Here is an 11,908-nt window from a genome sequence, read left to right as displayed (position 1 = left end):
ATCCATTTTATTTGTCTGTACGCGCATATTCCTTTCATTTACAATTATGGGAATTCGGAAGCTTGTATTTCTCTAAGTGTACTCAGTTAAAGGATACTTTTTGAACACCCTCTTAAAGATTGCTTGAAATTTATTCATTTATTCAATGGAAAGGAAACTTCCAAAATCCAACAAGAGTTTCAAAGAAATGGCTTACTAATTCCATATAAACCTACAGAAATACACAAAAGACCACCAACAATAAACAAGATTTTAATAATCCAATAATTAATAGAACCAGGTAATGGCGTTATATACTTGACTTGCGAATATGTTTTACTGTAATAGAATCTTTCCTTTGTTGCATGGAAAAACATATACAAAGAAAATATACCAACAGCGAAAATGAGTATACCCGCATAAAAATCTTTTCCCACCGTTTATCCCCCCTTTAATTAAAGGATTCATCTTTTATATTTTTTATATATTTTTTGGACATAAGGCTTTGCTGCCGATCATAAAAATCCTACTTTGTCACCAAACAATAAAAGGACTTGGTTTTCGGAGAAAGACCCTCGGCTAAAGTTTCCAAAGTTTGATACTAAGTAGCTGCAGGAGCCATGTGTCCTGCTAAAAACTTTTCTCCTACTTTTGAAAGGTTTCCTGCTTTAGCTAGCTTGGAAACAATACCTCCACCTATGACTCCGGCAGCTGCTCCCTTTAAAAGTTCTCCTCCGAAAGCCCAGACACTAAAATGTTTAAATGCATTTTTATTTCCATATTTAACCAATAGATCTGCTACATAACCGACAGCATTAATCAACGCACCAACCAATGCAGATGCTACAGGTGTTGGCAGATGTCCGCTATGATCAATGTATTTAACGGGATTATTTTTGGAGTAGACATATTGATTAAGACTTCCAGGATCGTCTTCAACTCCGTGTATAGAATCCTTAGTTAAGAAACGTCCAACACTTGAATCATAGTAACGAGCTATCAAGTAATATGAGCCAATTTCCTGATCAAACCGATACCCAGCATATCGGTATGGGTTAGCATCTTTCATGGTCCCAGATGAAGAAAGAATATTCCCCCAAGCATCATTTTGATACTCTGCTACTACATTCCCGCTTACACTTTTTCCCCCTTTCTCTACAGTTACCAGTTCATCGTTCCCGGCTTGTTGTGCAAAGAAAATGTTATTCTCGTTTGCCGTGTTTTTGATTACGGCCACCCAAATGTACCACCTCTGCCATTGTTTTTACCAAGGAGTGACAAGAAATTTACCACTAATCGACAACTTATTTACCACTCAAAACCTTTTGTATAATTAGTGAGCATATCTAACGATATGACGCTTTATATGGGAGGTTTTTTTATGATCCATTATCGCAAGATATTGGAATTAAATGACGAGGGGGTTAGTTTAAGAGGCATTGCCGCCAGTACTGGCAACTCTCGGCAAAAAGTTAGCGAAGTCATTGAATTGGCTCGAAAGAAGGGTGTGGAATGCCCGCTAGAAGAGGAGATGAACGATAGATGGATTGAGGAATTTCTTTATCCAGAAAAGACAATGGAAGGCTCCGGCAGGCAGCCTCTTGATTTTGAATATATCCACAAAGAGTTGGCAAAACCCAATGTCACTCTATCTCTTTTGCATCATGAATACGAGGCGGGTAGCCGTGCGAATAATGCGATTCCCTACTCCTATCAGAGTTTCGTACGGTATTACGGCAATTATGCTCAAAAACACAAGGCAACGATGCGTATTCGGAGAAAACCTGGTGAAATAATGGAGGTCGATTGGGCTGGTTCCACACTTTTTTTCATTGACAGGGATACCGGGGAAAAAGTGAAGGCGTATGTGTTTGTCGCTACATTGCCGTGCAGTCAATTTTCCTACGCGGAAGCAACCCTTTCAATGGACCAGCATTCCTGGATTAACGCCCATATTCATGCGTATGAATATTTTGGCGGAGTAACTCAGATTGTGGTTTCAGATAATCTGAAAACCGGTGTAACGAAGCACACTTCAAGGGAGTTAGTATTGAATCCTACGTATAAGGAAATGGCCAACCATTACAGTACAATCGTTATGCCGGCTCGCGTACGCAGCCCTAAGGATAAAGCTAGTGTCGAAGGCTCTGTAGGTACGATTTCAACGTGGATTATAGCAGCTTTGAGAAGTACACATTGCTTTAGCATTGAAGAATTGAATGTGGAATTACGGAAGAAACTTGAGGAATTTAACCAGCGTCCTTTTACCCGAAAAGAAGGATGCCGTTTTTCAGCATTTGAGGAAGAGGAGAAATTTGCGCTTTCCCCTCTTCCAGGCACGCCTTACAAGATATCTGAATGGAGAACGGCAAAAGTAAGGCCTGATTACCACATTTCCGTAGACAGCATGTTTTACTCCGTACCCTACGAGTATATCAATCAGGAAGTGGACGTAAAGCTTTCCGATGATATGGTTGTTGTCTATTTTAAGCATATGTGGCTAACTTCACACAAACGATTATATGGGAGATTCGGTCAGCCATCAACCCTTCCGGAACATATGCCAGATAATCATAAGTTATATATAGAGCACACGCCAGAAGTGGCGATTGAGTGGGCCAGCAGCATTGGCTCTTCCACTTCCATTGTGGTGAAATACCTTTTAGATTCCTATCAATCTGAAAGACAAGCATTGCAATCTATCTTTTCTTTAAAGAAACTCGAGCATCGTTATACCAAATATGAGATAGAAATCGCTTGTAAAATGGTGCTTTCCATGACAGGAAGACCGACGGTAAAAAGCATTCAGACCATATTGAAAAGCAACAAGAAAAAAGACGCTGAACAAGAATTAAAACAAAATACAGAAGTAAACGAGACTAATTTCGGCTTCACCCGTGGAGCTTCATATTATGGAGGAAAAGAATAATGTTAAACGAGCATGTGTTATCCAAGCTGCAGGAGATGAATTTAGGAGGGATGGCTGAAGCATTCAAAGAACAATCCTTAAACAGAGAATACCAGTCCATGAGATTTGAAGATCGGTTTTCCTTGCTTGTCGACCTGGAATATTCACGTCGGAAAAGCAATCATTTAAATCGATTAATTAAAAATGCCACATTTTCAGACTCCAAAGCCAGCATTGAGGATATTGAGTATCATGAGGATCGAAGACTTAAGAAGGAACTCATTTTAAAATTGGGCAGCGGCCTTTATATCCAAGATCATCATAACATCATTTTAAAAGGCCCTACTGGCTCAGGCAAAACCTTTATGGCGTGTGCGCTTGGTGTTTCCGCTTGCCGTCAGCAGTATAAAGTGAAATATGTCCGCCTTCCGGAATTACTGGATGAACTGTCACTGGCTAAATTGGCTGCCGACGGCAGCTATCGAAAGATAATCAAAAAATACACAAAAACAGATCTACTCATTCTTGACGAGTGGCTCCTTACGGATCTTTCGAAGGAAGAAGCAAATATCCTGTTGGAGATTACAGAAGCCCGGCACAAAACTGTTTCCACCATTTATTGTTCCCAAATTGATCCGAGCGGTTGGCATATCAAATTGGGGAACGGTACGATGGCAGAAGCCATTTTAGACCGCATTGTCCATGACTCCTACCAGTTATTATTAGATGGGGACATTTCCATGAGGGAACGTCATGGATTGGGCAGAGAGGTTGAGGAATGAGGGATTTATTAACGATTCAGGAAGCTGCCGCACTCTTACAATCTTATGGAATAGAATGTCATTGGCATGATGTTAAGAAATGGGCAGTAGAGGGGAAAATAAAAGCTAAACACGAAAATAGAGTTTACAAAATGGATCAAGATGATGTTTATGAATTCCTCGATTTACTTTGGAAAGGCACATCATATGAAATTGGAATAAGTGATGAAACAAAAATAAGTAGGCTCATTCAGGAAAACAAACAGTTAGAGAAGGAAAACAAAAAACTAAGTCAAAAGTTATCCTCGATGAAGTAAAGCACCATTAGGTTAAAGAATACCCCTGCCATTGGTCGAATAGGCAGGGGTATTCTAATTAAATTTAAGTTGGTAAACAACTTGGCACTTGCCGGTAAATTCTCTGTCATTGAGTGGTAAAAAAGATGGCAGAGGTGGTAAGATCCTATGGCCGTAATCAGTTTTCAAACTTACCGGCCTTTTTCGTGCTGGCCTTAAGTCTATTATCAATTTTCTTCCACTTTTTATCCGTCTGGTCCTGATAAAATTGTTGGTCCATGAAAATTTCTTCGGTGAAGCTTCCATCTGCATTGAGGAAACGTGTGAATTCTATCGAAAGAGCGTCAAAGGATTGAATTTAACCTCAGCCAAATGGCACAAGACTGACTTATTTCCATCTGTCTATCAGGAATGGAAACAACAGAAGATAACTGATGTAGAAGCTATGAAACTTGTAGGGATGAAACGGAATACGTTTTATAGAAGGGTGAAAGAATACGAAACCAATCTTTAATGGTATTACATCAGGTAACTATTTGAATCAACCCTTGTATAAAGTAAGGGTTGATTTTTTATAATAAACCTTTTCGGTCGGATATGCAAAAATACCCAAATAATGCTCTTTTTTGGCATAGTGTCTCGTGTTAAGATGTCGTAAGGAGGGATTTCTTTGAAGCAAAAAGTCTTGCCCGCATCTTCTAATATGAAAGAGTTTGAACAGTTCCTTGAAAGTCCTTTTGAAATAGGGGTCATGCTGGAAGTGCATATCGCCCAATTGAAAAATATCAATGAAATGGCAAAGCAGCATGGCAAAAAAATGATCTACCATGTTGATATGATTCAAGGACTGAAGAGTGATGACTATTCAACGGAATATCTTTGCCAGGAGTACAAACCATATGGCCTTATTTCCACAAAGTCGAGTGTCATTTTAAAAGCGAAGGCAAAAGGGGTGCTCGCTGTCCAAAGAATATTCCTGATTGATTCCCATGCCCTTGAGAAAAGCTATAAATTGATTGAAAAAACGAGGCCCGATTTTATTGAAGTTTTACCCGGGGCCATGCCCTGGATGATCCGGGAGGTCAAGGAACGTGTCAATATTCCCATTTTTGCAGGCGGATTGATCAGAACTAGCGAAGAGGTAAAAAGCGCACTCGATGCCGGAGCCACCGCGATCACTACCTCCAAAAGGGAGTTATGGGCGGGAATTCCATTTCAAAAATTGTACACGTGAAAATCTCAGCTATCTGTGCTACAATGATTACAAGTTAATAAATCGGGTAGGAGAACAGGAGAGACCACGATAACATTATCGTTTTTGGCGATAATGTTGATTGTGGTCTCTCTTTTTTTCTATTCAAGGAGGCGTTTCGAATGAGATTTTCCAATCTTGACCGTACTCATATCGTGGCAAAGCTGAAAAAGGAAGCATTTGATGTAATGGTAATTGGCGGCGGGATCACCGGTGCCGGAATCGCGCTTGACGCAGCAACTAGAGGAATGAATATCGCTCTTTTGGAAATGCAGGATTTCGCGGCAGGCACGTCTAGCCGTTCCACTAAGTTGGTACATGGCGGCCTTCGCTACTTAAAGCAATTTGAAGTGAAAATGGTCGCTGAAGTCGGGAAGGAACGGGCAATTGTTTATGAAAATGGCCCGCACGTTACGACTCCAATGTGGATGCTACTTCCCTTCCATAAGGGCGGGACATTTGGCAGCTTCACTACGTCCATCGGTCTTAGGGTGTATGACTTTTTAGCAGGTGTGAAAAAAGCAGAGCGCCGGAAAATGTTTAGCGCGACAGAAACATTAACAAGGGAACCACTTGTGAAAAAAGACGGTCTGAAAGGCGGCGGCTATTACGTTGAATACCTCACCGATGACGCCCGCCTGACGATAGAGGTCATGAAGCAGGCAGTTTCAAAAGGTGCTTCCGCATTGAACTATTCCAAAGTTAAAAACCTTATTTATAAAAATGGCGTTGTTGCTGGAGTATTGGTTGAGGATCTTTTAACAGGCGAGGAGTATGAAGTCTATGCCAAAAAGGTCGTCAATGCAACCGGCCCATGGGTAGATGGAATCCGTGAAATGGATGATTCGAAAAAAGGCAAAACACTGAAACTTTCAAAAGGAGTCCATATCGTTATTGACCAGTCGCGATTCCCACTGAAGCAGGCGATCTATTTTGACACACAAGACGGCAGGATGGTCTTCGCAATACCGCGCGATGGCAAAACCTATGTCGGCACGACCGATACTTTTTACAATGACGATCCAATTAACCCGGGCATGACCGAAGAGGACAGGAGCTATCTGCTAAAAGCCATTCACTACATGTTCCCGGAAGTGAATGTGACGGAGAAGGATATTGAATCCAGTTGGGCTGGCGTAAGGCCGCTAATACATGAGGACGGCAAGGCTCCTTCTGAAATCTCCAGGAAGGATGAAATCTGGGAATCCGATTCCAAACTTATCACGATTGCCGGTGGAAAATTGACCGGTTACCGTAAAATGGCCGAGACGATTGTTGACCTGCTTGCTGAAAAATTAACAACGGAAGACGGTCGCAGCTTCCCTGGCTGTCAGACAAAGAATTTGCCGATTTCTGGTGGAGATGTGGGCGGTTCCGCTAATCTTGATTCCTTTGTGGAAAGTCTGCTTGAAAGCGGGATTCAGGCAGGGTTCACGAAAGAAGAAGCACGGCGTCTAGCTTGCCAATATGGCTCCAACACTCCAACTGTATTCCAGCTAGCTTCAGCACACAATGACGAAGCGAACAAATATGGATTGCCACTGGAGTTATTCGCAAAACTGATCTATGGAATCCAATACGAGGCCGTGGCAACACCGATCGACTTTTTCAACAGGCGAACTGGTGCGATTTTATTCGATATCGATTCCGTGAGACAATACAAGGAAAATGTACTGACCTACATGAGCAGCCAGTTTAGCTGGGAGGAAAAACAAACCGAAGCCTATGCTTTGCAATTGGATGCAGCCCTGGCCGAAGCAGTCACTCCGGTAAAATAATCTGTCGAGCCCTGATCCACGATAGAGATCAGGGTTCTTTTTAACTGGGAAAAATGAGTGATTTTTTCCAGTTCGCCAATAAAAATTGATTTTCGCCAATAAAATTGTGAACTTCGCCAATAAAATCAGATTTTCGCCAATAAAATTGTGAACTCCGCCAATATATTTGTATTTTCGCCAAAAAGTTTTGTCTATACAGTGAAAATGCACGCCGACAAAGCATCATCTAGTTGTTCAACACCTGAAAATTGCGCAATTTGTTTCTTCTCGATTAAAATCCTCGCCAAAATCATCGACAGCACCAGCAAAACTCCTGCTATGGCGACTCCAAACATTCACGACATTAGCCGCAGGTATTTCCTCCGAAATGATCTGCAGCTGGATTCCGTCCATCTGCCTCGTCTGATACTTGCGATATTAATGACCCACACCAGTACTCCTGCGAGAATCAGACCTGTCGCCGGCAAGACACCGATCTTGCTGACCATTTCGGATAAGCCTGGCATTCTGAAACCGGCAGACGAGACTGCGAGCCATATCCTGATAAACGTAGCTCTGGCTGATATCGCCTTTGTTTTCAATGCGAGCAGAAATGCAATTCCCGTAACTAGGACATACGGCACTGTCCATGAAAGGAACAGTCTTGCAATCTATATTTCCGGGTTTATTGTTAGGGCTTTACCTCTACCAGCAGAACCCCCTGCTCCCCTCTCCTCACACGATACAGTTCTGCCTCCTAACGGAAATCAATGTTGTCAAAATCGAGCTCATAATTGAAAGGCATGTTACCATTCCTTTTTAATGGCTGTTTACCCTTTTATACAGCACAGTAACAAGCACTGTTTTGGGCTTGCAGAATAGACTATAGGCATGAGTGCGATGAGTGGATTGGTAAATACCAGCCTTTCAGCGGAACAGTCAGTATGCTCAATGATTTTTCGATTACGCCATCCGGCGAAAACGCAGGATGTTATCGATTGATGTCTGTCATCGATGGAACAGGGAGGCAAGTGAAGTTTGTGATCGAACCAAGGACTTACTTCGTCGATCAGGCGATGGTCGGTATCAGTGACCAGGTGACAGGGTATTATGACGCCGATGTGCCAGTACCAATGATTTATCCGCCATAATACCGGGCACTTGTCATGGGAAAAGAAACCACCGGGCAGAATGTGAAAGTTGATTTTTTCAACAGGCAGCTGATCAGCAGCGATGGCATGCTCAAGCTTAATTTGGCCCCCGGGACACCGATTTTATTGGAAAATGGCCAGAGGTTTATAAAGAGTTCCGCAAACAGCAACCTGATCGTGGTTTACGGCCCCCTCCACTTTCAGCATTCCGGCGCAAACCACACCAGATAGGATCATTGTTTTATGTTAAAAGAGGCAGCCGTGTGGTTGCCTCCTTTTTTCAGTATTATCAATGGTTTCAGCCTATTTAATCAAACGTTTGATTAACAATCCCATAATGCATTTTTTCTGACATCCTGCCACATTTCTGATTGCTCCAGCTCCCCTGCAAGCTGGAAAAGCAAATCCTCTCTTCCCCTCGCTGCCATCACCTGCACTCCGACTGGCAGGCAGTCTTTTGTCAGGTGCAATGGAAGTGACATCGCTGGCTGTCCGGTAAGATTGGCGAGCTGGGTGAATGGCGTTCGTGCCAGATTCTTTTGGACAATTTGATCGACGATTCCCGCCTTTTTCAAAACACCGCCGAGTCCTAGCTTGCCCACCGTACTGATCAGGAACTTTTCAGATGATGACGGCTCGAGCTCTCCGATTTTTGCTGGCGGATGTGCAGTAGTCGGTGTAATGTAAAAGTCATAGGTTTCATGGAAGGTTTCCATCGACAGAGCTGCCCTGTCCCATTCTCTTAAACTTAAAACGAATTCCTCTGCAGAAGTTGCCTTTCCAAGCAGGCCAAGCAGCCAGGTCGTTGGCTCGACATCTGCTGCTGTCGCTTTTCGCTCAAGTACTTCTCCTAATGATTTTAAAAGAGCAGCCGTCTCCCCGAAGTACATGGTCAAATAGCTTGTCGCGATTTTATGGCCGTCAACCGGCGATTCCACCTCTTCTATCTGGTGACCCATTGATTCGAGCAGCAACACCGTTTTGAGGACAGCCTCCCGACAATCAGCGTCAACCTCCGTCCCAATTGGCGATTTTACTGAAAAAGCAACCCTGCGCTTTTTTCCGAGAGGAGTGCCTGCCGCCGAAAGATAGCTTCCCTCAAAAGGAGGAGCAGAAAATGCACCGGCTTTTTCATGTCCATGAAGTGCATCAAGCATGGCCGCACTGTCCCTGACTGAACGGGTGAGTACATGTTCCACCGAAGCCCCCTGCCATGCCCGTCCGTAATTCGGCCCAACAGGGGTCCGGCCGCGGGTCGGCTTCAGTCCGAATAATCCGCAATAAGCAGCCGGGATTCGAATCGATCCTCCGCCATCATTGGCGCCTGCAATCGGAACCAATCCGGAAGCAACCGCTGCTGCTGAACCTCCACTTGACCCTCCAGGAGTGTGATCAAGATTCCACGGATTTCGAGTCGGGCCATAATGGGCAGGTTCCGTCACCGCGACCAATGCGAATTCAGGTACATTCGTCTGGCCGAGAAAAACCACACCAGCCTGGCGCAGGCGTCTAGCATACTCGGAATCTTCCTTTGCCCGGTATTTTAAAAATGCCCCGGAACCTGCTGTGATTGGTTCTCCTGCTATCTCCTGCGAGATATCCTTGAGAAACATCGGTACACCTGCAAAAGCGCCTGTCAGTTTCTGCCCCGCAGAATTCCGCGCCTGCTCGTACATCTTATTGATCACGGCATTCATTTTCGGGTTCAATGAATCCGTTAACCGGATTGCTTCCTCAACCAGTTCAAGAGGCTGAACTTCCTTCTTTTTTACCAAATCCGCTAAACCAAGCCCATCATAGTCCTTGTACTTGAAACCCTCCATCGCCCTCACCACCGTCTATTTTTTTATCTACTTTCTCTAAAAATATTAAAATCCCTCTTTTGTTATGCGTGATTTATTGGTAACCTGTTTTCTCGTAATCTAGAGTTTTCTGTTAGCAATACGCTTTATTGGTGACCCATTTATCCAGATACTGGATTTTATGTGCTCCAATACGCTCTATTGGTGACCTTATTATCCAGTTTCTGGATTTCCGTGATACCAATATGCTCTATTGGTGACACACTTTCCCTGTTTCTGGATTTTTCGGGCACCAATACGTCTCATTGGTGACCCATTTATCCAGATATTGGATTTTATGTGCTCCAATACGCTCTATTGGTGACACACTTTCCCTGTTTCTGGATTTTTCAGGCACCAATACGTCTCATTGGTGACCTATTTATCCAGATACTGGATTTTCTGTGCTCCAATACGCTCTATTGGTGACACAATTTCCCTGTTTCTGGATTTTTCGGGCACCAATACGTCTCATTGGTGACCAATTTATCCAGATACTGGATTTTATGTGTTCCAATACGCTCTATTGGTGACCTTATTATCCAGTTTCTGGATTTTTATGATACCAATATGCTCTAATGGTGACACAATTTCCCTGTTTCTGGATTTTTCGAGCACCGATAGGCCCTATTGGTTACCTGTTTTTCCGTATTTTGGATTTCCCGGGCATCAATTCGCTCTATTGAGGACCCTGTTATCCATTTTCTAGGTTTATGTAACTCCAATACGGTCGCCAAAGAGCCTGATCCAATAGTTAGATCAGGCTCCTGTTAGATTTGGTCAACCTCAAGTACTTCTTTCAAGTTATCCCGATGCTTATCAAGATCGAATTCGGAATTATTCAGGATGTACATTGGCATGTGCAGGTTTTCAAGAATCCTATTCTCAAATTCCTGTCTTGCTTTAAGGGCATCTATCGTGCCTTCCAGCCCACTCAAACCATTCACGAGCCCGAATCCTTGTGATGTATAGTAATGAACAAATCCATTAAACTCAGACCTTCCGCTTACTGCCTTGCGAAAAGAGCTCTCTAACTAGCAGAGGATTCAGGGAATCAACTGCCTGAGCGAGTTTTTTGACACAATCAATGGTTACTTCATCGGAAGCTCCATACTTGACCATGCCCATGGTCACAGGGTTTTGGATAAAACAGCATTCAAAAATATAGACTTTTTCTTCCGCAGATGCTTGTTTTGCAAACTCTTCCCAGCTTTCCGAAATGACTGCGATATTTTCTTCCATTGGAAGTTCATATACATCTTTCTTGGAAATAGCCGCGAACAGTGCATCTGGAAAACCGTCACCTAATTCATTTTTGATTTTCATATATGGCAGCAGGAGGCGCCCCCTCTTTATGGTTACCTCATCGCGAAAAACCTTGCTGAGAATGCTACTCTCTTTAAGAAGTTCTTCAAATTCTTCTTCTGTAAAATAAGCAACCCCCTCATAATGCAGGATGATCGAGCTTCCCTGGCTGTCAGACAAAGAATTTGCCGATTTCTGGTGGAGATGTGGGCGGTTCCGCTAATCTTGATTCCTTTGTGGAAAGTCTGCTTGAAAGCGGGATTCAGGCAGGGTTCACGAAAGAAGAAGCACGGCGTCTAGTTTACCAATATGGCTCCAACACTCCAACTGTATTCCAGCTAGCTTCAGCACACAATGACGAAGCGAACAAATATGGATTGCCACTGGAGTTATTCGCAAAACTGATCTATGGTATCCAATACGAGGCCGTGGCAACACCGATCGACTTTTTCAACAGGCGAACTGGTGCGATTTTATTCGATATCGACTCCGTGAGACAATACAAGGAAAATGTACTGACCTACATGAGCAACCAGTTTAGCTGGGAGGAAAACCAAACCGAAGCCTATGCTTTGCAATTGGATGCAGCCCTGGCCGAAGCAGTCACTTCGGTAAAATAATCTGTCGAGCCCTGATCCACGTTAAGGATCAGGGCTCT

General features: G+C 43.3%; 13 protein-coding genes and 2 pseudogenes. 10 read left to right on the top strand and 5 right to left on the bottom strand.

Annotated elements, in window-relative coordinates:
• Window positions 1–179: 179 nt before the first annotated feature.
• Both J2S25_RS12520 and J2S25_RS12515 read right to left on the bottom strand, forming a co-directional pair.
• Complete coding sequence (locus J2S25_RS12520; protein ID WP_023626466.1) at window positions 180–416, bottom strand: hypothetical protein; 237 nt, start codon at window positions 414–416, stop codon at window positions 180–182.
• 164 nt (window positions 417–580) lie between these two features.
• Window positions 581–1,216: an RHS repeat-associated core domain-containing protein gene (locus tag J2S25_RS12515; RefSeq protein WP_052806898.1), complete on the bottom strand. Its 636-nt coding sequence runs from the start codon at window positions 1,214–1,216 to the stop codon at window positions 581–583.
• 144 nt (window positions 1,217–1,360) lie between these two features.
• On the opposite strand from J2S25_RS12515, the gene istA reads away from it, so the two are divergent.
• From istA to J2S25_RS12475, 9 genes and pseudogenes are all read left to right on the top strand, one after another.
• Window positions 1,361–2,908 carry an IS21 family transposase gene (gene istA / locus J2S25_RS12510; protein WP_044390393.1) on the top strand — a complete coding sequence of 516 codons (1,548 nt, stop codon included), beginning with the start codon at window positions 1,361–1,363 and terminating at the stop codon, window positions 2,906–2,908.
• A complete protein-coding gene (gene istB, locus J2S25_RS12505) occupies window positions 2,908–3,669 on the top strand; it encodes an IS21-like element helper ATPase IstB (protein WP_044390394.1) in 762 nt (253 codons plus the stop codon). Before istA ends, istB begins: the two co-directional genes overlap by 1 nt.
• Window positions 3,666–3,965, top strand: coding sequence for a hypothetical protein (locus J2S25_RS12500; protein ID WP_307192063.1), 300 nt, complete (start codon window positions 3,666–3,668; stop codon window positions 3,963–3,965). Before istB ends, J2S25_RS12500 begins: the two co-directional genes overlap by 4 nt.
• 331 nt (window positions 3,966–4,296) lie before the next feature.
• Complete coding sequence (locus J2S25_RS12495) at window positions 4,297–4,458, top strand: hypothetical protein (protein WP_241768394.1); 162 nt, start codon at window positions 4,297–4,299, stop codon at window positions 4,456–4,458.
• A gap of 156 nt (window positions 4,459–4,614) precedes the next feature.
• Window positions 4,615–5,178 (top strand): glycerol-3-phosphate responsive antiterminator, encoded by a 564-nt coding sequence (locus tag J2S25_RS12490; RefSeq protein WP_044390396.1) that lies wholly within the window; start codon window positions 4,615–4,617, stop codon window positions 5,176–5,178.
• A gap of 66 nt (window positions 5,179–5,244) precedes the next feature.
• Window positions 5,245–5,322, top strand: a pseudogene (locus J2S25_RS20050) (hypothetical protein); the annotation flags it as partial.
• Window positions 5,319–6,974, top strand: a complete 1,656-nt coding sequence (locus J2S25_RS12485; RefSeq protein ID WP_307192062.1) for a glycerol-3-phosphate dehydrogenase/oxidase — start codon at window positions 5,319–5,321, stop codon at window positions 6,972–6,974. The pseudogene J2S25_RS20050 and the gene J2S25_RS12485, both read left to right, overlap by 4 nt.
• A gap of 318 nt (window positions 6,975–7,292) precedes the next feature.
• Complete coding sequence (locus J2S25_RS12480; RefSeq protein WP_307192061.1) at window positions 7,293–7,751, top strand: hypothetical protein; 459 nt, start codon at window positions 7,293–7,295, stop codon at window positions 7,749–7,751.
• A gap of 110 nt (window positions 7,752–7,861) precedes the next feature.
• Window positions 7,862–8,354, top strand: a pseudogene (locus tag J2S25_RS12475) (hypothetical protein).
• Between the two features lie 73 nt (window positions 8,355–8,427).
• Here J2S25_RS12475 and J2S25_RS12470 read toward each other — a convergent pair.
• From J2S25_RS12470 to J2S25_RS12460, 3 genes are all read right to left on the bottom strand, one after another.
• Window positions 8,428–9,927: an amidase gene (locus J2S25_RS12470; RefSeq protein WP_044395705.1), complete on the bottom strand. Its 1,500-nt coding sequence runs from the start codon at window positions 9,925–9,927 to the stop codon at window positions 8,428–8,430.
• Window positions 9,928–10,715: 788 nt separating this feature from the next.
• Window positions 10,716–10,892, bottom strand: coding sequence for a P-loop NTPase family protein (locus J2S25_RS12465; RefSeq protein ID WP_157841637.1), 177 nt, complete (start codon window positions 10,890–10,892; stop codon window positions 10,716–10,718).
• Between the two features lie 46 nt (window positions 10,893–10,938).
• Window positions 10,939–11,430, bottom strand: coding sequence for a P-loop NTPase family protein (locus tag J2S25_RS12460; RefSeq protein WP_307192060.1), 492 nt, complete (start codon window positions 11,428–11,430; stop codon window positions 10,939–10,941).
• 26 nt (window positions 11,431–11,456) lie between these two features.
• Here J2S25_RS12460 and J2S25_RS12455 point away from each other — a divergent pair, with 26 nt between their 5' ends.
• A complete protein-coding gene (locus tag J2S25_RS12455; protein ID WP_307192059.1) occupies window positions 11,457–11,870 on the top strand; it encodes a glycerol-3-phosphate dehydrogenase C-terminal domain-containing protein in 414 nt (137 codons plus the stop codon).
• Window positions 11,871–11,908: the final 38 nt, after the last annotated feature.

It is taken from the genome of Mesobacillus stamsii (assembly GCF_030814065.1).
GTDB lineage: Bacteria > Bacillota > Bacilli > Bacillales > Cytobacillaceae > Mesobacillus > Mesobacillus stamsii.
This window is presented reverse-complemented; position numbering and strand designations above follow the sequence as displayed.

Coding starts and splice junctions, on each gene's coding strand:
- istA (WP_044390393.1), top strand. CDS start 1,361: ATGATCCATTATCGCAAGATATTGGAATTAAATGACGAGGGGGTTAGT.
- istB (WP_044390394.1), top strand. CDS start 2,908: ATGTTAAACGAGCATGTGTTATCCAAGCTGCAGGAGATGAATTTAGGA.
- J2S25_RS12500 (WP_307192063.1), top strand. CDS start 3,666: ATGAGGGATTTATTAACGATTCAGGAAGCTGCCGCACTCTTACAATCT.
- J2S25_RS12485 (WP_307192062.1), top strand. CDS start 5,319: ATGAGATTTTCCAATCTTGACCGTACTCATATCGTGGCAAAGCTGAAA.
- J2S25_RS12480 (WP_307192061.1), top strand. CDS start 7,293: ATGGCGACTCCAAACATTCACGACATTAGCCGCAGGTATTTCCTCCGA.
- J2S25_RS12470 (WP_044395705.1), bottom strand. CDS start 9,927: ATGGAGGGTTTCAAGTACAAGGACTATGATGGGCTTGGTTTAGCGGAT.